Origin of the sequence: Cerasicoccus frondis (assembly GCA_031296915.1) — a bacterium.
GTDB lineage: Bacteria > Verrucomicrobiota > Verrucomicrobiia > Opitutales > Cerasicoccaceae > Cerasicoccus > Cerasicoccus frondis.
In genome coordinates, this window is sequence record JAVDPC010000009.1 from 184249 (window position 1) to 204799 (window position 20551).

A 20551-nucleotide genomic window follows, 5' to 3' on the forward strand; every position below is an offset into this window, starting at 1 on the left:
CTCATTTTCCGGAAAGAAGTCAAGCTCGCATCGCTACTTTTTCCATTTTCCGGCAGATTTTAACCGACCTCGATCATTCGCAGCTCAGGAAACTCCCCAACTGTGGCGTTGAAATAGATGCGCTGGCCGTCATGCGACCAAACTGGATGCGCGTGACAAACCTGGTAAGGCGGGTGCTGCTTTTGCCAGTCCACTTCCGGATGCGGCGCACGCGATAGCTCCTGGGTTTCGCCCGTTCGCAAATCCTGCCAATAAACCGCCACTTCTCCGTTTTCGTAACCATCAGACAAGATGCTCTTTCCATCCGGATGCACGCTGGGGTGCCCCTCGTCCGGCATGCGGCAAAGCAAACGTGATTCGCCAGTATCGGCATCCCAAATCGCAATAGCGCCATTTCCGCCTGAAAAAGCGTAGATAGCGCTGCCATCCGGCATCCATTTCGGGTGGTGGCCAAACTCACCGATGAGCTTAACATTTCCACCCTGGTCATCGGCGGCAATCAGCACTTTGACGCGAGGTTGATCCGGGTGCTCCGGCAGGTCCTTTTCGTTGGTGAAAACCGTGAACCAACGCTTCCCGCCCGGCGCCCATTTACTGTTCTTAAAATGAAGCAAATCGCGACGAACCCCGGTTAGATCCATTTGCGCAGCGACGACCTCCCAGGCTTGATCCCGATCAAGCAGCTCATGAAGCGACTCATCCTCAATATCGATCCGATAGATCGCGCATTCCTTCGGTGGACGGCCAGCGCCGTGCCAATTGGAACTCGAAGCCAGCCCACGACGAGTCGTCGGGCAAAAGGTGTTAATCGAGCCGGCAAATTTCTGGGTGATCTGCCCTTCCGCCGTGGCGATGTAAATTTGGCTGTCGGAAGAGAAATAAATGTGGTCATTGTCCAACCAACCCTGCTTCGCTCCACTGTGCGGAATGCCGGGACAATGTGTGACTTCGACTTCGCGGCCCGTTGCGCGCTCTTGGATGACCACCGTCCCCCAGGTCAGCGGCTTGCCGTCGAAGCGAAAATAAACCAAGCGTTTGCCATCGGGACTCTCAGGCACGACATCGAAGTAAGTGTGGATGGCGGGCGCGGCAGCAACCACGCGACTTTGTAATGGGGAAGTAATCATAGGGGTTCTTTCAGTTGATGGACCTGCAGGTCCCAGTATTCTGCAATTAAGGGCGTCATTTGCCGAAAGCCGATCTTCCCGCCCCCCAATACAGGGCCAAAAGCGCCTCCCGGGTCGGTCCAGCGAAAGCATTCCAGATCATCCACGCCAAAGCGCACATGCGAGCCGGACTTGATCAGCCAGATACGATAGGCTTCTTTTTGATCTGCTATGCTGGGGATCGGGTCCGCGCCTTGGGCGACGAGGTGGAAGCCATGGCTCTTGCGCAAGTTACAAGTTGTGAAGGCTCGCTCATCCAGATGCTTCCGACGAAAATAACTCACATGCAGCGCATTGATGTCGCCGGAGTGGTATTGATTGTAAGGTCCGTTGCGCGGTGCGAGCGCAGGGTCGAGAACGTCCTCGCCATTCCGACCTTTCGCCGAAAAAAACAAGATACTAAGCCCTGGGTCCTGAATCGCGCGGTAGTTCCAGCTGATGTGCACATGGTCGGGGAAATCGACCGGACACCAAACCACCACATTGGCCGCCTGCCCCTGCCCCGGATCACGTGTTCCCTCAAGCCGCCATCGGCCGAGGGGAAAGCTAAAACCGGCGTCACCTTCGGCGATAAAGCCGTTCAGGTCACGAGCGCTCGACAGGGGATTGGCGTAAAGGCGCTCACCAAGCAATTCTTCAGGGAACATGCATCAGCATCTTGGATTGTGTTGCCAATGTGTCAATCATACAAATGATTAAGCCCCAAAGGACAGTTCACGGAACTCAAAAATAGCTCCAGGCAACCTGCATTTCGCCGGATGTTGGGCGTAATCTCCAAACGATATCCCCAGAACTGAATGACCAGCGCCCCTGATCGATCATGCAATCGGGTGACTTTTAGGATTGGCCTCAATCCATCAGTTACATTAATTTTAAATCCACAACGTAAATCAAAACGCTAATCAAACTCATGCCCCCCCACTCGATCAATTTCAGTTCGCTGAAGGCTAAGCTGCAAGGCGAGCTGCACACCGGCGAACTGATGCGCCGCCTCTACTCCACTGATGCCTCGGAATATCAGGAAATGCCCACTGCAGTGGCCTTTCCCGAAGCCGAAAGCGACATTCCAGCCTTGATCAATTTTGCCCGTAAAAACGGCCTCTCTCTGATCCCGCGAACGGCGGGCACCTCACTCGCCGGGCAAGTGGTCGGCAATGGCATTGTGGTCGACCTGAGCAGACTGAACACAATCAAGCGCATCGACGGCCCCAACCGCCGTGTCATTGTGCAACCTGGCGTCGTCCGCAATGAGCTTAATCAAGCCATCCACGGCCATGGCATGCTCTTTGGCCCGGAGACCTCCACCGCCAATCGCGCCATGATCGGCGGCATGGTGGGGAACAATTCCTGCGGCTCAAACTCAGTCGTTTACGGTAGTGCGCGCGAGCACCTCATCTCCTGCCGGGGGTTTCTGAGCGACGGGAGCGAGGTGTCTTTCAAAGCCCTGACGCCGGATGAGTTTTCCGCCAAATGTGAAGGCGACTCGCTCGAAGCATCGATCTATCGTGAATGCCGTGATCTGCTGGGAGATGACGGTAATCGCGCCACCATCACCGAGCGCTTCCCCAAGTCCTCCATCCCCCGTCGCAACACCGGCTATGCGCTGGACATGCTGATGGACGCCAATGTCTTCAGCCCGGATTCCAACAAGCCGTTCAACCTCTGCCAGCTCATTGCGGGCAGTGAAGGCACCCTATTTATCGGCGTTGAATTTGAGCTGGATTGCAATCCCCTCCCCCCGCCATGCAGCGCATTGATGGTGGGTCATTTTGAGACCGTGCTTGAGTCGTTGAATTCGGTCAGTCTCGCGCTCGCGGAGAAGCCGTTTGCGGTAGAGCTCATCGACCGCAATATCCTTGAGGCCACCAAGCGCAACCGCGAGCAACTGCAAAACCGATTCTTTGTAGAAGGCGATCCTGGTGCGATTCTCGTGGTCGATATCCGTCGTGAAACCGAAGACGAAATCGACATCGCGCTCACTCATTTAATTAACAACATGAAGTTCGCGAAACTCGGCTACGCTTATCCAGTGCTTCGCGGCGCCGATCAGGGCAAAGTCTGGGAACTCCGCCGCGCCGGCCAAGGGCTCATGAGCAACATCCCCGGCGACGAAAAGCCTCGCGAAGTCGTGGAAGACACCGCCGTCGACGTGCGTGACCTCCCCGCCTACATCGGTGAGTTCGATGAAATCATGCGCGAAAAGCACGGCATCGACTGCGTTTATTACGCGCACGCTGGCTCGGGGGAATTGCACACGCGGCCAATGTTCAACCTGAAGACGGCGGATGGCATGCGGAAATTCCGCGGCGTTGCCGAAGACATTGCGAATCTTGTCCGCAAATACAACGGCTCACTCAGCGGCGAGCACGGCGACGGTCGCCTGCGTGGTGAATTCATCCCCCTCATGGTCGGCGAGGAATGCTATGCGATGATGAAGCGCATCAAAGCGGCCTTTGATCCACTGAATATCTTTAACCCCGGCAAGATCGTGGATACGCCGCCCATGGACACCGCGCTCCGCTACGGCCCAGACAAGCCCTACCCGGAATACGAAACGATTTTTGACTTCGAAGATGTGCATGGCTTCCTGCATGCCGCCGAGCAATGCAACGGCTCTGGCGATTGCCGGAAAAGCGTTCAAGCTGGCGGCACGATGTGCCCAAGCTACATGGCCACCAAGCATGAGAAAGACACTACTCGCGCGCGCGCCAACATTTTGCGACAGACGATCACCGAGGGGCCGCAAAACGCACGCGCCGCCTTTGGGAGCAAGGACGCCAAGGAAGTGCTCGACCTCTGCCTTTCCTGCAAAGGTTGCAAATCTGAATGCCCTTCCAATGTGGACATGGCCAAGCTCAAGGCCGAGTTCATGCAGCATTATTACGACATCCACGGCGCGCCGCAGCGCTCCAAAATGATCGCGAAGTACGTGCAGAGCCAGAAGCTTGCGCGATGGGCGCCGTGGGCGTGGAACACGATGTTCGGCAACGAAAACATCCGCAAGGCGATCAACTTCATGGTCGGCTTTCATCCGGATCGCTCGATCCCGCTCATGCCGAAGCAGACGTTGAAATCGTGGTTCAAAAAGCACACGCCGCACGCCAACGCAGGCAAGGTCGGCGAAGTCTGGTTATTCAACGATGAATTCACCAATTATGGAGACCCGCATGTCGGCGTCAAAGCGATCGAACTGCTGGAGCGTCTCGGCTATCAGGTCGATCTGGCTCCCGTCGAGGAAAGTGGTCGCACTTGGTTGTCGAAAGGATTCGTCCGCCACGCCCAGGAACTCATCAACCACAACACCGATACTTTGCATGGCAAAGTATCCCGACAAAAGCCTATGCTCGGCATTGAGCCTTCGGCCATCCTGACCTTCCGCGATGAAGCGATAGACCTCGCTCGCGGCGAACAAAAAAAGCGTGCTCAAGACACCGCAAGGCACTGCTTTACTTTCGAGGAATTTATGGTGCGCGAATTCGAAGCCGGACGCATTCAACACGACGCGTTTTCCGACGAGCCACGCACCGTTCGTTTGCATGGACACTGTTTTCAAAAGGCGCTCGTTGGCGTGCAACCTTCCCTCAAAGCACTGACCTTGCCCCAAAATTACGCCGTCGTGCTGATACCCAGCGGCTGCTGCGGCATGGCAGGTTCTTTCGGCTATGAGCACGAACATTATCAAGTCTCGATGAAGGTGGCTGAACTGGCGCTACTACCCGCCGTCCGCGCTGCTGACGAAGGCGACATCATCGCCGCTGCGGGCACATCCTGCCGCCACCAGATCCACGATGGCGCCCATAAAGCCGCCCTGCATCCGGCGGAGATCTTACACGCGGCGATGAAGTCTTAGTTTGTCATCACGCGCCGCCGTGTCTAGGCAATGCCGCATGAGCGACACGGCTCGACATACTTACGACCTTACGCTGCTGGATCAAAGCGCCGCAACATGGAGACAATCTCCAGCGTTGCGCTTGATTTATGGCCGACTGTACGCCCGCGCACGGCAGCTCGCCCAATCCGGACCTGCGCTGGAAATCGGGTCCGGCATTGGCGTAATTAAAGAGTTTTGGCCGGATATTGTCACCTCCGACATTGCCAAAACTCAATATGTAGATCGCGCTGTATCCGCCTACGAGCTAGATAAAACGGGCCCCTGGGCCACCATCGTCGCGATGGATGTGCTGCATCATTTGACGCAGCCATTTCAGTTTTTTGAATCCGCCGCCCGCGCGCTTGAAGCCGACGGAACCCTGATCATCATCGAACCTGCGGCAACGCCGTGGGGCAAGTTTCTCTATCAACTCTGCCACCATGAGCCCTGTAAGCCGAAGCTGCTGAGCCCGCCATTCGAGTTTGCCGCCGACGCCAATGGCGAGTTTGCCAACATGGGCATGGCGCAATCGATTTTTGCGCAACATCAGGATCACTCAAACCAACGGCTCCAAGCGATCGGGCTTAGAGTGGAATCCGTGGCTTACCACGATGTTATCGCGTATTTTCTGACAGGTGGTTTTTCCAAGCGCCTCCCCACGCCAACGCCCTTGATAGCCGCGATCTCAAGCCTTGAGGATAAATTGCCAAATTCGTGTAAAGCCAAACTTGGCACGCGCATGACTCTTGCTTTAAGGAAGCTAAAGCCATAATTCACAATTGTTTATGCCTGACACCACCTCCTCGGAAAGCCTCCTGACCTGCGCCTTGAAGCATTTAGCCAAGCGCAGCGCCTTTGACCGGGGTCGCGCCGCGCTACTCCGGCACTTCATCCGCCCAGGCAAGCGAGTCGTTGAATGGGGTTGCGCAGAGGGTGATTTGCTCGCCGCACTGGCCCCCACAGAAGGCATGGGCATCGACTGTAATCCTGAGTTGGTGCAGTCAGGGCAGGCCCGCTACCCTTCTCTACAATTCTCGCAAGCCGAGCTGCTGGAACCACTCGATGCGCCCGACAAACCCTTTGACTACATCGTCTTCGACCTGCTGGTCGGCAGCCTGCTCGATGTGCAAACCGCGCTGGAAAAAGCGCAGGCCTGGGCTCACCCCCGCACCCGTCTGGTCTTAACGGCCAAAAACAGTCTCTATGGCGGCGTCAACAAAGCCATGTCCAAACGCACGGGCAAACCAGCGCCGCTCAACTGGCTTTCCCGCCAAGACCTGGATAATCTCTTGGAACTGGCTGGCTGGGAGACTGTGCAAACCCGCTGCGAGCTACTTTGCCCGTTTGACATCCCACTCATCGAACCGCTTTTAAACCGCTGGCTTGTCCGCTTGCCGCTTTTCAAGCACTTGGCGACGACGATCATCCTCATCGCACGCCCTAAGCGGCCACTCGACAACGCCAAATCGACCACGTGCTCGATCATTCTCCCGGCTCGCAACGAATCAGGCAACATTGCCAATGCGCTGCAACGCATTCCTCAACTGGGCGCCAAGACCGAACTCATCTTTGTGGAAGGCAACAGCAAGGATGACACCTGGGAAGAAATTCAAAAACAATGCGCGGCTTACCAAGGCCCGCTGGAGCTGAGTTACCATCGTCAACCCGGAGTCGGCAAGTGGGACGCCGTGCGACTGGGCTTCGAGCACGCCACAGGCGATGTACTCGTGATTCAGGATGGCGACCTGACCGCCCCCCCCGAAGACCTGGAAAAGTTTTTTCGCGCAGTCGTCGACGGCTCAGCGGAATTCGCCAACGGCAGCCGCCTCGTCTACCCCATGGAAGACCAGGCCATGCGCTATTTGAATCAGGTAGGCAACAAAGCCTTTGCGATTTCGCTGACCCGCGTGCTCGGACAACCGGTCAAAGACAGCCTCTGCGGCACCAAGATGATGCTTCGGTCGGACTATGAAGACTTGATTGCCCTGGTCCGCGAAAGACTTGGCGACTTCGACCCATTCGGTGATTTCAACCTCTTGTTTGGTTCGGCCATGCTGGGACTGAAAATTCGGGACATCCCCATTCGCTACCGGGACCGCACTTATGGCGACACCAATATTTCACGCTTCCGCCACGGCTTGGTGCTATTGCGCATGACCTGGGTTGGACTGCGGCGCATTCACTTTTTCGCCTATTCGCTGCGGGCTGACCGATGATGGCCATCGTGACAAAAGTCGACGCGCCCAAGCGCACCCAAAGCACTAGCCGCTGGGGCCCGTGGCCAATTGCCATTTTCTCAATCGGGATGCTCTGCGCTTGGTTTGGTTTTTTCTTTGTCGCCAAGCCACTGCCGTTCTTCAGTTATTTCCATGACCCCGAGCTGACGTATATTTTGAATGCGCGGCAACTGCTGGCCGATGGCTCGGTCAGCCATACCGATCACCCGGGGACTGCCTTGCAGATGGTCGGCTCCGGCATGCACCTGGCCTTAGGAAACGAGGTCGATGACATGCTCCACGACGACGTCATCAACTCCTTTCGCAATGCCTGGCGATGGCTGTCTCTGGCTTCGGCGATTTTCCTCATCCTACTGGCCAGCCGATGCTTTTCCGCGCGCCCCTGGCAACTGCTCGTAGCGCTCGGGCTTTTGATCTTCGATCCCAATACAGCCTTTTACTGGACCACCTTTACCCCGGAAGGCGCACTGATCACGCTTTACCTCCCGGCTGCTCTCCTCGCCATGATGCGGTTCTGCAAAAAAGGGAGACTGCATTGGGCGGAGTGCCTTGGCTGGGGCCTGTTGATGGGAGCATTGACAACCCTGAAGATCACCTTTTGGCCACTCACGCTTTTCCTCGCCTTCTGCCTCCTGGCCACAAGGGAAAAACTGGACAAACGCGCTTACCTGGCGCCAGCGCTGTTCTTTGGCGCAGCGATCCTCACCTACTTCCCGCTTGGTTCACTCTTTGCAGCGGACCGTGAGGCGCAGTGGGCTTGGTTCATGGCGATGCTCACCAACAGTGGTCGATACGGCAGCGGCGAGACTGGCGTGCTTCCGTTGGCGGATATTTTGGCATGGGCCAGACAAGGATACGCCAGCCAAGGTTACTTCCCCCTACTCATCATCGTGCTATGCATTGGGCTGGGTTTGATGGATATTATAAAGGGAAAACTCCGCGCCCGCATTCTGGCCGTTGGCATGATGGGCTCGGCGAGTCTGAGTTATTTACTATTCGCCAAGCACCCCTATCAAATAAAATACCTGCTCCCCTTGGCGCCGCTCTTCTTCCTTTACTGGTGCGCTCGCCCCGCAGGCAGGTCATCCACCTGGCCAGCGCTCGCAAAGCTCCTCACAATCGCAGCCCTGACAGGTGTCGGCGTCAATGCCTTGGCTGCCTATTCGGCTCTCCATCATTTCACATTGCTGCGGCATGAACAGGTCTTGAGCAAGATCAACGCAGCCTTAAACCAGTTGCAACCCGAACAAACGTATTTCAGCCACGAGATCCAACACCCACTCGCGGCCAAGGCCTTTGCGGTTTACGGGACTCCATATTTCCAACCGCAGTTGGATAAGTTTGCTCTGCATCCGCATCGGTTCTCGGAGCGACAAGCTGGCTGGAAACTGGAATCCGGGCACCCGCTGCCGATTAAAGAACTGCCCAGCGGCGCACTCGTGTTCACCTCGGGCGTGTTCATTGACCCCCGCGTGCAACCCATCTTTGCGGACGAAAAGATCGGCCTCGGCCTCTGCATCTACGTGGTCAAGTAAGCGCCAATCAGGCTGGCGACAGGCCTCTAAAAGCTCGCCAGCTCAAATTGGTCAAGCAACTGTTCCGCCAACTTCCGATTGTTCGCGGGCAAAGCTTTATTATCCAAAGCCGAGCGAACCAGCGCCTCGTAGTTGTCGCGATCTGCAGACTCGGCGTCCGTAATGAAACTCTGCGCGATCCAGACGGCATCCAATTGCTCTGGATAAAGGTGATGGCAAATGCGAATAATCGCCTCTCCGGTTTCCACGCTGAAATGACAACGCCGCTGCAAAAGCTCAATCTCCCGCTTCATATCTTCCTCTACAGTTAGCGGCGTCGTCATCGCCACAATCGCCGCAGCCAAAACCAGGACCCGCGTGCGCTTGTTATCGCGGTTCTTGGGTGGCTGCCGCCAGTAAAGCTCGAAGCTTTCCAAAAAGCCGGTTTGTTTCAGGAAGCGGTCAAACTCCGCTTCACGCTCCACAACCGGCAACGTCGAGCCGGGCTCAATGCGGTTGGCGATTTTTGCCCGACGCACGCCGAACAAATGTGTGGGCCCCGAACGGTGCCCAACCAAGTCGCCCATCAGGGGATGCTTCGCAGCCGCCCCCTGTTTCCCCGCAGGCAACAGTGAGAAGAGAAATTCACGCACTTGCCTGCCGTTGTGGCAACGGCGCACCACTCCTTTGAGCCGCGCAAATGCCGAACGACCATCTTCCAGGCTCGTGCGCTCCTCTTGGTAAAGCTCCACCACCCATTTTTGATACGCAGTTATATTTGCTCCAACAAGCAATTGCTCGACTTGCTCTGCGACTTCAGACTGGTCGAGATACAGCTCCCAACTCAGGCATAGGTAAAAGCAAATCAGTCGCAGCCGGAGTTCCTTGTCATTCCCCAACTGCGACCAAAAAATTGCTTTTGCTGGAAGCATGCGACGGTTTATGAGCGCGACGAGAGCACTGCGCTCTCGTATTCCTTAATGGCGGCCATGGCCTGCCAATCCGTTGGCGTTTCATTACGCGCGCAGAACTCATTCCAGACAACGCTCCAAGGCATCGCCTTGTTGAGTTCCTGAAGCATCAGGCGCGTGGTAAAGTCGCCCGCTTGCTCAGCGGCGCGGAGCTTTTCACGTGGTTCGAGCAAGGCCAGCAGCAAGCACTTTTGCGCCGCACGCGTGCCAATTGTCCAAGCGCCAATACGGTTGATGGACGCATCGAAGAAATCGAGACCGATGTGGGTGCGAGCCAATGCGTCGCAGCGGACCAGCTCCTGCATGATTGCCTGGGTCTGGTCGTCAAACAGGACTACGTGATCACTGTCCCAGCGCACGCCGCGCGAGACGTGCAGGAGCAGCTCGGGCACGTAGAGCAGGACGGAAGATATTTTATCGGCAATGCCCTCGGTGGGGTGGAAATGACCGGCGTCCAGGCAGAGCGCAGTCTGATTCTTCATCGCATAACCCATGTAAAACTCATGGGAGCCCACCACATAGCTTTCCGAGCCAATGCCAAACAACTTACACTCGACGGCGTCAATGTTATGCGCGGGATCAAGTTTTTCCGCCAAGACCGTATCCAGGCTCTGCTCAAGGCGGGCGCGGTAGCTCAGGCGATCGGCAGGCAGGTCCTTCATGCCGTCGGGAATCCAAATATTCGTCACGCAGGCGCTGCCAAGTTGTTTGCCCATTTCAGCAGCGATTTTTCGACTGGCCTGACAGTGCTCGATCCAAAACTGGCGGATGCCGTCATCGGGCGAGCTGAGCGTCAACCCATCGTCCGCCTTGGGATGCGAAAAGCAGCTGGGATTAAAATCCATGCCAATGCCCTGAGCCTTGCACCAGTCTATCCAGCCCTGGAAATGCTCCACGCCAATCTCGTTGCGGTCGACTTTCTGGCCGCCGAAGTCGCCATAAATAGCATGCAGATTCAGCCGGTGATTGCCCGGCAGAAGATCCAACACTTTTTCCAAGTCCTGCCGAAGCTCAGCAATGGTCCGCGCCTTGCCTGGGTAATTACCCGTGACAGCCAAGCCGCTGCCTAATTCGCCATCGCCTCCTTCGAAGCCGCCGACATCGTCGCCTTGCCAGCAGTGGAGTGAAATCGGGGTCGAAGCCATGACCTCGAGCGCTTTTTCTACATCAACGCCAAGTTCAGCGTAGGATTCCTTTACTTGTTCGAACATATCAGGGGAGTCAGTCGGGATTAATTTAGCACGCCAATAGCTCGGTGCAATCCTCGACTAGATGAAGGAATCAGCCGCATCTTGCAAGCAATACTCCACAAAACGCGCAATTTCTTTCAAAAACTTCCATCACTTCCCATTCTGGAGATTTCAAAAAGCCAAATTTCAACTCTGGACAACTATCACTGGACGCCTAACTTTTAAGAAAATGAAGTACGTTTTCGGTATTTTCCTAGCGAGTTTATTACTAAGCGCGGCCCATGGCGTCATGCTCAAGGGCGCGAATGGGCGCAAGGTGGATTTTGCCGGCGTGCTCAAAGCCAGCGAGGCCGGATTGACGGTCAAAATCGGCCCGTCTGACGATGCCATCGTCGTGCCGTGGGAGAAATTTGACTTGGAGGATATGAAGACAGAGCAGCCTAAAATCTACAGCGCATACACCCGCAGCAGCCTCGGCCACAACGAGGTCATGCTGCGCCTGGGCGTCTATGAAGATTTCAAAACATACGACGAGCTGATCGTGTCTCTGCGCAAACTATTGGACGAACCGTTTTACGTTCCCATCCCCAGTTCCTACGACCATTGGTTCAACAACTATTACAGTAAGCGAAATCGCAGCATCGAAGACTGGCAGCGCGCACATGCCCGCTATCGCCAGATGATCAATGACCTCTTTGGCGGGGCGCTAATCGTCCACAACAGCAGAGGCGGCGAGGTGAGCGGAACCTATTACTATTACTTCAGCTATTACAGCAGCAGCTCCTGGCACTACACGGCCAAGATCACCTCTAAAAGGGTGCTGAATTACTTTGCCAGCGACAAAGACAGTTTTCACGACACGCTCGCGTATATTCAGGATAACCCGATGCTGGTTATTGGCGTGGCTGAGAAATTGCAGTCTGCGAAAAGTGAATTTGCCCAAAACGGCCACGCCCTTGTCCAGACGGAGCATGGCACCATCGACTTCGTGCTGGACTCCAGCATTTCCACTTTGGAAAAAATGGCTGAAGGCCGCGCCTACAATGAACGCTCCAGTCGAGTGCTTGCCAAGTTGCTCCACGCTGCCTATAAAGAATCACCAAAAGGCGTGTAATGAGACCATTTACTTTCTTGATATTGCTATTCGGCGTCCAGGCTTTCGGGCAAAGCCATCTCTCGCCACATTTTCCACCCGGCGCAACGGACCTCGCGCCAATGCAAAACCGCAAGACACTGTCCTCCCCGGAAACAGCAGGCCCGGCTATACTGATCAGTCCCAAAGCGATCGAGAGCGTCTATTTCCACCCCGAAAAGCTACCACAAAAGCTGCAGGGCATTCGTGATTTTCCAAGCAGCGACCCTATACGCTTCCTGATAATCGAAGAAAAATTACTGCCGGACAACCAGATTGAGCGCAGTTGGCGCATCAATACAGACCTGTAGAGTTTGGTAAAAATTGAACCAATTCGAGCTTGTTGTTGTCGAATGCACGTAGTTGCCTTAGGCTCAATGTTTTAACTCGTGAAGGTTGTCCATCATTACCGGCATGGTAACCCCCGAATGGGGGTTTTTTATATCGTCGCAGCCCTGCTTTTTAGCGTGCTGGCCTCGGGTTTGGCGTGGCGCCAGCTCTTCATGCACCAGGAATACCGCGAGCGCGAGCAACGCCAGAGCCAGCGCCGCATCATTCAGCCCGGCCCGCGCGGCAACATCTATGACTACTCGGGTAAGCTGCTCGTTGGCAATCGCCCACGCTTTTCAGCCGTCGTTTACCTCGAAGAGCTTCGCAGCGAATTTCACAAAGAATACGTCCGCATCAAACGTGAACTGGAAGACGCCCACGAAGCGTCGGGCTCACAGGAAAAATTCACTTTCGACTGGGAAGAAATCCTCTGGCAAGCGCGCGAAAATGTCCTCCAGCGTTACCTCGATGAAATCAACGAAATCCTGGGCGCCCAACACAAGCTCAGTCGACGCGATGTCCGCCGCCACTTTGGCGAACGCCTGCTCATGCCCTTTGAGCTCGTTAGCGATTTGCCCCCCGATCAATACGCGCGACTGATTGAACAGCTCCCCCTCGGCTCCAAAATCGATATCTACACCGACACTGCGCGGGACTACCCCCATGGTTCGGCTGCAGCCCACGTACTCGGCTACGTGCGCGGTAGTTGGCAAATCCCCCAAGCCGACCTTCCCGGCGAAAATCTCCGCACCTATAGCTACAAAGGCGAAGTAGGCATCAACGGCCTGGAGAAACAATTCGACGACGTGCTTCAGGGCGAGAGTGGCGGCGAAGTCCACCTCGTGGATAATTTCCAATACCAGTTCGGCGAACCCATTGCCCAGAAAAACGCCAAACAGGGAAATTCCATCCAAAGCAGCCTCGATATCGACCTCCAGCTGGCGGCGGAAAAAGCGCTCGGCGACCGCACTGGTGCCGTGGCGGCAGTGCTTGTCGAAACCGGCGAGATCGTTGTCTTGGCCAGCAGCCCGGGGTATGACCTGAACGACTTCAGCCCGCGCCTGAGCCAGGAAACCGTCGATGAAATCAACGAAAAAGGCGCCTGGGTCAGCCGCGCCACCAAAGGGCTCTACCCTCCGGGCTCAACCTTTAAGCTGGTCACCTCCATTGCTGGTATGCGCGCCGGCACGCTCGATCCAGACGAACAAGTAAAAGGCGGCTCCTATTTTCGTGTCGGCAACCGCCTCTTCCCCGAGCACAACGGTGGCCCTTACTACGACATCGATTTGCCCATGGCCATCGAGAAGAGCTCCAACGTCTATTACTACGACATGGGCATTCGCGCGGGCATTGACAACATCGCCGCTGAAGCCCGGCGCTTCGGTTTTGACGAGCCGACCAACATCGAGCTCCCCTTCCAACAGACAAAAATGCTCATTCCCGACAAAGAGTGGAGCTGGAGAGTCCGCGACTTTGGCTGGCGGGCGGGCGACACCGCCAACGTCGCCATCGGCCAGGGCGACCTGCTCGTCACGCCGCTTCATGTCGCCGCCTTCATCGCCTCCCTCGCACGGGGGGAAACACGCACCGATTTAACTTTGATCAAGCGCCAATCCGGCGAAGAGATTGATCACGGCGGCGAGCCAATCGGCCTGACGGATTACCAATACACTAAAATCCTCGAAGGCATGGAGCGTGTGGTCGGCCCACGCGGCACTGGTCGCTACGCCATGATCGACGGCGTGCGCATTGCTGGCAAAACTGGCACCGCGCAGGTCAAGCGACCATCCGGCAAGCTGACTCTCGCATGGTTCGCAGGCTTCGCCCCAGTGGACAATCCGCAGATCGCCATTGCGGTCATCGTGGAAGGCCTTACCTCCGGCGACCGCTATGCGGGCGGCGCAACCGCAGCGCCTGTCGCCCGCGCCGTCCTCAAGGAATATTTCAAGGAACGCGCGGCGGACGAGTTGCTTTCCATGCAGCCCTAACCCCTGTGTCGATGATCTGGAAGTGCACCTGCGCCTACGATGGCAACGGCCTCAATGGCTGGCAAAGTCAGCCCGGCGGCAACACAGTCCAGGACTTCATTGAAGCGCGTCTGGAGCAAATTTTCAAAGAACCGATCCGCATCCATGGCAGTGGCCGTACTGATGCCGGAGTCCACGCCAAAGCCCAGGTATTTCACTTTCAGGCCGACTGGGAGCACGGCGCCGAAAAACTTGAACGCGCCTTTCGCAGTGGCCTGCCCGCAAGCGTGCAAGTCTATCGAGTTCAGGAGGCGGAAAGTAATTTTCACGCCCGCTTCTCAGCTAAGGGCAAGCGCTATTCGTATCGCTTGTTCGAAGGCTGGGCGCGCCCTTGGGAAGCTCGGTATTGCTGGGAACTCGGTCGCCGACGTCTGGATCAATTCGCCATGAACGCCGCCGCTGCACAGCTCTTGGGCGAGCATGACTTCACGGCGTTCAGCGCCAATCGCGGCGATGGCTCAGAGGACAATCCAGTCAAAGACCTGCGCATGCTGGAGGTCCGCCGCAAAGGCGCCAGCCTGACGATCGTCACTGAAGCCAGCGGCTACCTTTACAAAATGGTGCGCAGCCTCACGGGCACGCTGGTCGAAGTCGGCCTGGGCAAGCTCACCCCCGAAGAAGTCCGCGCAATACTGGAGTCTCGACAGCGCACGAACCGCGTCGCCACCGCCCCCGCCAAGGGCCTTTGGCTGGAGCGAGTGTACTATGACGACTGCTCCGTCGAGTCAGACCAAAGCGTTTAATGATGACGACGGCGCAGATAAGCAATGCCGACACATACTGCGCCAGCTAAAAGCGCATAAGTCGAAGGCTCTGGAACGATGCCTGACACATCCTCAAATGTATTACCGATGCGGAATTCGTCGTAGACTACATTAGCGGTATTATTCTGTGGATTCTGATCAGTTACCGACCAGGAATCGAAGTCGAAATCTGAGTCATGTGATACGGAAATCGTGGGCGCGCCTAATGACGCACCCGTATAGCTGCTCGACTCAAAAATCCAAACATTGAACGTATCCGGCGTGCCCAGTGGATTCAATATCGCCTGTGCGATCATAAAATAACTGGTCGCCGTACTCATCTCAAAAGAAGTCCCGGTCGCAATGTCATTGGCCGAGCCGTAGCGAATATTTGCGGTCAACGAGGAGCTAAAATTCTCAGCGTGAATTCCCATGAATTGTCCGGCGCCAGTCGTTACCGTCGCAAAGGGGTTCAACCTGAATTCGCGTAAACCATTGCGTTGGACGGTCCAACTGGCCCAACCTTCGGTAATGTCGTCTGAACTGAAAGTAACGTCGTAGGAGCGCCCCATTGCCTGCGAGGATGATCCATCGCCAAATGTCACCATGCCATCTTCGCTCACGATGCTGCTGGGCGCGATGCCTCCGCTAACAGTCGCGTATTGAGAGCCTGCGGTCCAGTCCCCCAGCCACCCGGTTCCGTGGCCATTTCCAGTGATCGAAGCGCCATCCGTATAACCACCGACACCCACGCCAAAGCCGTCATAAACAAGGAGTTCTGCATTGGACACGTGCGCGGTGCAGAGGGTTAGCAAAGGCGCAATCAGGAAGGGGCTCGCTATCTTATTCAGGGACAAGCGGTCAACAAGCGATTTGTGGATCATAACGGGTAGTATTCGGGGTTGTAGTTCAAAGGGGGGTAATTCGCGACTGACTAGAACGTTATAGCTTGTCGTGAAAATCGTCAAGTAATTAAATAATTTGCCGTTTATTCAAACTCCCGCAAGGAACGACAACGACAGTCAACCACAGCTCAAAAACGGACTACCCGCTTTGGGCGCCAGAGCGCTCAATCGGTTCGTCGGAGGCCTTTTCAGGCGTCGCGGGCTGTTGCTCAGGAAATCCCGGCAAACCGTCCAGGCTAACGAGATTCTTTTCATTGCGGTAGCGAACCATGCCGTCCGGGCCCTCTTTCTCACTGGCTTTGCGCAGCGTATCGCGGTCGGCCTGATAATCATACAGCGGCACGCCCCACCCGCAGGAATCACTGATCCGCTTCACATCAACGACAATGATGGACCGCGCACCGGCAATGTCTTCAAACTGCGGCAACAGCTCTGCGTAGCCCTCGCTGCCGAGCTCATGGACCACGCCCTTGCCATGGAAGCGCATGATCTTGGGCGAGCCTTCAAACGCGCAAAACATCACCACAATGCGACCGTTTTCCTTGAGATGAGCAATGGTTTCCACGCCGCTGCCCGTCAGGTCGAGGTAGGCGACGGTCGTTGGACCGAGAATGCGAAAGCTGTCCATCCCCTTTGGCGAACAGTTGACCAAGCCATCCCCCGAGAGCGGCGCCGTAGCCACAAAGAACATTTTCTGCTGCTCCACCCATTGGCGGATTTTGTCGTCGATGGCGTCGTAGACTTTGCCCATTTTTCAAAGAGTGTAGAAGTGCTGAAGTGTGGACGTGTAGAAGTTGTCCAAGGAGATAACTAAAGGCTAGATGCTCAAACCTCCGCAGACAACCCAAGAACAACAACCTTTACAAATCGCCCAAACTTGCGAACCCTCAGCCTCAACACTTCCGCACTTACAAACCTCCACACCTTTTTTGATGAAATTCCTCAGCACGCGCGGACAAAGCGACGAGACGACTTTTACTGAAGCCGTGGCGACCGGACTGGCGCCCGATGGCGGCCTTTACCTGCCCAAGACGCTGCCCGACATCTCGACCAAGCTCAAAGGCTGGGCTGGCCTCAGCTACCCGGATCTCTGCTTCGAGTTCCTCAAGCTCTTCGCCACCGACATGCTCGAGGACAAGCTGCACGACATCGTGAAGGCCTCTTACAAGACCTTTTCGCGCAAGGAAATCGCCCCACTCGTCAAGCTCGACGATCACCTGCAGGTGCTGGAGCTTTTCCACGGCCCCACCCTCGCCTTCAAGGACTTCGCCCTCCAGTTGCTCGGCAACCTTTACGAAGAGCAAATCCAGCGCACCGGCGACCCGATCAACGTGCTCGGAGCGACCTCCGGCGACACCGGCTCGGCCGCCATCCATGGCCTACTCGGCAAAAAGGGCGTCCGCATTTTCATCCTGTATCCGCAAGGCCGCGTCTCCATGCTGCAAGAGCGGCAGATGACGACCACTGCCGCGCGCAACGTTTACCCGATAGCCATCGAAGGCACTTTCGACGACGCGCAGGCCATGGTCAAAGACGCCTTTGGCGACGCCGATCTCAAGGCTAAATACAACCTGTCGGCGATCAACTCGATCAACCTCGCGCGCATCCTCGCGCAGTGCGTTTACTACGTGTGGTCCTGGCTGCAACTGAGCGAGGCTGACCGCGAACGTGGCGTACAATATGTCGTGCCCACGGGCAATTTTGGCAACGTGCTCGCTGGCTGGCTCGTCAGCAAGATGGGCCTGCCCGTGGAAGGTTTCCGCGTGGCCACGAACCAGAACGACATCCTCTGCAAGCTGTTCAACACCGGCCTTTATGAAGTCAACGATGTCGCGCCTAGCTGCGCGCCGTCGATGGACATCCAGGTCGCCTCCAACTTCGAGCGCTTCCTTTACTACAGCGTCGGTCAAGACCCGGCCAAAGTTCGCGAAGTCATGCAGGAATTTAAGTCCAAAGGCAAATACCAGTTCGAAAACTTTGACCGTGATGTCTTCTCCGCTTCCCGTATGGACGACGCCGAAATCACGCAGGTCATCGAGCATATTTTTGCGAAATACAAATACGTTTCCGACCCACACACCGCCTGCGCATTCAAGGATCTCGACGAATCCAAGACCAACATCGTACTCTCCACCGCGCACCCGGCGAAGTTCCCGGAAGTCATTGAGCAGGCCCTCGGTCGCACCCCCACCGCGCCATCCCTGGAGGCCATCAAAAACGAACCCATCGTGAACTATTTGCTTCCCGCCGAAGGCGCAGCCGTCGCCGAGTTCCTCAAAGAACACGCCAAAGGCAATTGATGATTTTTCATTTATCAATTTTCAATTGTCAGTTGTCATTGGAGGTTGATGAATGAGCGATGATCCGCAGGCCGAGTATGCGAAGAAGTTTGCACTGCGCGGCATGCAGACCACAGACGTGATTGCGTTTCGGTGTGCGGCGGAGATTCTCTCGCCATGGATTAAAGACAAGCGCGCACTGGATGTCGGTTGCGGCGCGGGTCGGTCCACGGAATTCCTCGGGCGCTTGGGAGCGATTGACTACGGCGTCGATCACAACCCCGCCATGATCGAGCAGGCCCGCGCGTTGGCGCGCCATGAGCCGAAGTATGACGTGATTGCCGACGGCGGACGACTACCCGCCAACGATGGCTACTTCGACTTGATTTTCTCCAGCTGGATGCTCCTCGAAATGAGCAACCCGCGCGATATCATCCAACTGCTCAAGGAGTGTCGCCGCGTGCTCAAAGACGACGGGCGCGCGGTGTTCATTGTCAACACGGCGGAGTTCTACGCGGGCGACTGGGTGTCGATCGATATCGACTTCCCCGAGAACCGCGCCCCTCTGCAAGACGGGCAAATCGTGAAGGCGCGTTTGCTGCCCGAAGACTACGTAGTGACCGATTACTACTGGGACGAAAAAAGCTACCGTTACTTTTTCACGCAAAGTAACTTTGCGGTGCAAAAGTATTCACAAACCTCTCGGCCTCGACCGCGACAGCATCGCCTGGAAAGACGAGCGCCACACCCCACCGTTTGCAGTGTATGAGCTACTGGCGAAGTAGTGAAAAAGGTGACGCGGATCGAGACGATCCGCACGACCTCAGAATATTTGAATAAATGCCACTCCAACGTTGCGGCTTGTCTGGAGACTGGCCCTCCCCTCATTCAGTTCGATTAGCCATTTGCGCAATGCGCAAATCCGGGTGCACAGCATCCGACGGTCCAGCCGGAGGCTGGTTAGGCTGAACCGTGTCTAAACGCCATCCAACCCGCGCCGCCGCCGAATAAAATCATGCTGACTGCCACTCGGGCCCAAAACAAATGATCCACATGGTTGGTCGGATAAATCAATGCATACACATAGTTCGCCAACACTCCTGCGACGAAGCCAAATACCAGTCCGCCAACCAGCGTCAAAATAGCCTTCGATAATTATTCATCTCCGGGTGCTCACGCCCTGGGGTGGGCGCGTTTGTGGGCTTCCTGCAGGCGGGCGACGCCGACGTGGGTGTAGATTTGCGTTGTCGAAAGACTCGCGTGGCCGAGGAGCTCTTGCACGATGCGCAAGTCCGCGCCGTGGTTGAGCAAATGCGTGGCGTAGCTGTGACGCAATTTATGCGGCGAAAGATCCATGGGAAGGTCCGCCAGCGAGAGGTATTTTTTCAGCGTGAGCTGCACCTTGCGCACGCTGATGCGCTTGCCGTTTTCGCTGGTGAGAATCGCCGCGTCGCGGTCGGTGCGCGTGGCAAACTCGCGCTTGAATTTCTCCAGAACCGCGAGCGCGACTTTGCCAATGGGGCACAGACGCTCTTTCTGACCTTTCCCGACGACGCGCGCAATGCCCTGCGAATCAATCATGCCGTAGTTCAGCGACACTAGCTCGCTGACGCGCAGGCCGGCGCCGTAAAGCAGCTCCATCATGAGGCGGTCGCGCCAAGCAACGAAGGGCTCGATGGTCTCATTGTCGAGCAAACGCATGGGGCCATCCAGCAATGTTTTCATCTGCTTTTCGGTCAGGAATTTGGGCAGCGACTTCGGCAACTTCGGCAGGCTCAAACCTGCCAGTGGATTAGCCGTGGCGCCACGTTGACGCCGCCATTGAAAAAAGGTCCGCAACCCGGAAAAATGATTATGCACTGTCCGGCGCGACAGATCACGCTGCGACTCGATCAGGTAAGCCCGCGCTTGCACGGTGTTGACCGCATCCCAATCGCCGGACCAACCGCTGCCCCGAAGAAAATCCGCAAACCGCTGGAGCGCGGCGCCGTAGTTGCGCACGGTGTAATCCGACACGCGCCGCTCGCTTTTCAAGTGCCGCAAGAAATTGCTGACGACCAACAGCTCAGGTCGTTCATTATTGGCGTTAGCGGCGGCTCCCATTTGGCTAGATTGAAGAAATTCCCCGGCGTTACAAGCTGCATTCAAATGCATCTGAAACTTGAATTATGATGAACAAACATTAG

18 protein-coding genes are annotated in these 20551 nt (G+C 56.2%); 10 read left to right on the top strand and 8 right to left on the bottom strand.

The annotated features are described in order from the left end of the window. Positions 1 to 59 precede the first annotated feature (59 nt). Together RBB63_RS09780 and RBB63_RS09785 are read right to left on the bottom strand one after the other, a co-directional pair. Positions 60 to 1127: a hypothetical protein gene (locus RBB63_RS09780; protein WP_309383628.1), complete on the bottom strand. Its 1068-nt coding sequence runs from the start codon at positions 1125 to 1127 to the stop codon at positions 60 to 62. Further along, the gene (locus RBB63_RS09785) at positions 1124 to 1813 is read right to left on the bottom strand and encodes a DUF1961 family protein (RefSeq protein WP_309383630.1); all 690 of its coding nucleotides are present in this window, start codon (positions 1811 to 1813) and stop codon (positions 1124 to 1126) included. Before RBB63_RS09785 ends, RBB63_RS09780 begins: the two co-directional genes overlap by 4 nt. 263 nt (positions 1814 to 2076) lie before the next feature. Here RBB63_RS09785 and RBB63_RS09790 point away from each other — a divergent pair, with 263 nt between their 5' ends. The 4 genes from RBB63_RS09790 to RBB63_RS09805 are packed head-to-tail and all read left to right on the top strand — an operon-like array spanning position 2077 to position 8809. After that, a complete protein-coding gene (locus tag RBB63_RS09790) occupies positions 2077 to 5016 on the top strand; it encodes an FAD-binding and (Fe-S)-binding domain-containing protein (protein WP_309383632.1) in 2940 nt (979 codons plus the stop codon). A 37-nt stretch (positions 5017 to 5053) separates the two neighbouring features. Continuing rightward, positions 5054 to 5809, top strand: a complete 756-nt coding sequence (locus RBB63_RS09795; RefSeq protein WP_309383635.1) for a class I SAM-dependent methyltransferase — start codon at positions 5054 to 5056, stop codon at positions 5807 to 5809. Between the two features lie 13 nt (positions 5810 to 5822). After that, entirely contained in the window at positions 5823 to 7253 is a 1431-nt protein-coding gene (locus tag RBB63_RS09800; protein ID WP_309383637.1) for a glycosyltransferase, read from the top strand. After that, a complete protein-coding gene (locus RBB63_RS09805) occupies positions 7250 to 8809 on the top strand; it encodes a hypothetical protein (RefSeq protein ID WP_309383639.1) in 1560 nt (519 codons plus the stop codon). Before RBB63_RS09800 ends, RBB63_RS09805 begins: the two co-directional genes overlap by 4 nt. Before the next feature lie 26 nt (positions 8810 to 8835). Here the strand turns inward: RBB63_RS09805 and RBB63_RS09810 are convergent, their stop codons facing one another. Next, a complete protein-coding gene (locus RBB63_RS09810) occupies positions 8836 to 9720 on the bottom strand; it encodes a hypothetical protein (RefSeq protein ID WP_309383641.1) in 885 nt (294 codons plus the stop codon). An 8-nt stretch (positions 9721 to 9728) separates the two neighbouring features. Beyond that, on the bottom strand, positions 9729 to 10970 hold the full coding sequence (locus tag RBB63_RS09815) for an L-rhamnose isomerase (protein ID WP_309383643.1): 1242 nt from the start codon (positions 10968 to 10970) through the stop codon (positions 9729 to 9731). Positions 10971 to 11178: 208 nt separating this feature from the next. Between RBB63_RS09815 and RBB63_RS09820 the strand changes: the two genes are divergently transcribed. From RBB63_RS09820 to truA, 4 genes are all read left to right on the top strand, one after another. Beyond that, the gene (locus RBB63_RS09820) at positions 11179 to 12063 is read left to right on the top strand and encodes a hypothetical protein (RefSeq protein ID WP_309383645.1); all 885 of its coding nucleotides are present in this window, start codon (positions 11179 to 11181) and stop codon (positions 12061 to 12063) included. Further along, complete coding sequence (locus tag RBB63_RS09825) at positions 12063 to 12392, top strand: hypothetical protein (protein ID WP_309383646.1); 330 nt, start codon at positions 12063 to 12065, stop codon at positions 12390 to 12392. The genes RBB63_RS09820 and RBB63_RS09825 overlap by 1 nt, the downstream gene beginning before the upstream one ends. 117 nt (positions 12393 to 12509) lie before the next feature. Continuing rightward, positions 12510 to 14399, top strand: a complete 1890-nt coding sequence (locus tag RBB63_RS09830) for a penicillin-binding transpeptidase domain-containing protein (RefSeq protein WP_309383648.1) — start codon at positions 12510 to 12512, stop codon at positions 14397 to 14399. Between the two features lie 11 nt (positions 14400 to 14410). Then, positions 14411 to 15181 (top strand): tRNA pseudouridine(38-40) synthase TruA, encoded by a 771-nt coding sequence (truA, locus tag RBB63_RS09835; protein ID WP_309383651.1) that lies wholly within the window; start codon positions 14411 to 14413, stop codon positions 15179 to 15181. Here truA and RBB63_RS09840 read toward each other — a convergent pair. Beyond that, positions 15178 to 16065, bottom strand: coding sequence for a PEP-CTERM sorting domain-containing protein (locus RBB63_RS09840; protein WP_309383653.1), 888 nt, complete (start codon positions 16063 to 16065; stop codon positions 15178 to 15180). The two genes, truA and RBB63_RS09840, sit on opposite strands and share 4 nt — an antisense overlap. A gap of 160 nt (positions 16066 to 16225) precedes the next feature. Next, positions 16226 to 16837 (bottom strand): pyridoxamine 5'-phosphate oxidase family protein, encoded by a 612-nt coding sequence (locus RBB63_RS09845; protein WP_309383656.1) that lies wholly within the window; start codon positions 16835 to 16837, stop codon positions 16226 to 16228. 181 nt (positions 16838 to 17018) lie between these two features. Between RBB63_RS09845 and thrC the strand changes: the two genes are divergently transcribed. Continuing rightward, positions 17019 to 18386, top strand: a complete 1368-nt coding sequence (gene thrC, locus RBB63_RS09850) for a threonine synthase (RefSeq protein ID WP_309383658.1) — start codon at positions 17019 to 17021, stop codon at positions 18384 to 18386. A 52-nt stretch (positions 18387 to 18438) separates the two neighbouring features. Continuing rightward, the gene (locus RBB63_RS09855; RefSeq protein WP_309383660.1) at positions 18439 to 19134 is read left to right on the top strand and encodes a class I SAM-dependent methyltransferase; all 696 of its coding nucleotides are present in this window, start codon (positions 18439 to 18441) and stop codon (positions 19132 to 19134) included. Positions 19135 to 19325: 191 nt separating this feature from the next. Here the strand turns inward: RBB63_RS09855 and RBB63_RS09860 are convergent, their stop codons facing one another. Continuing rightward, a complete protein-coding gene (locus RBB63_RS09860) occupies positions 19326 to 19505 on the bottom strand; it encodes a hypothetical protein (protein ID WP_309383662.1) in 180 nt (59 codons plus the stop codon). Positions 19506 to 19538: 33 nt separating this feature from the next. Next, positions 19539 to 20468 (bottom strand): tyrosine-type recombinase/integrase, encoded by a 930-nt coding sequence (locus RBB63_RS09865; protein ID WP_309383663.1) that lies wholly within the window; start codon positions 20466 to 20468, stop codon positions 19539 to 19541. Positions 20469 to 20551: the final 83 nt, after the last annotated feature.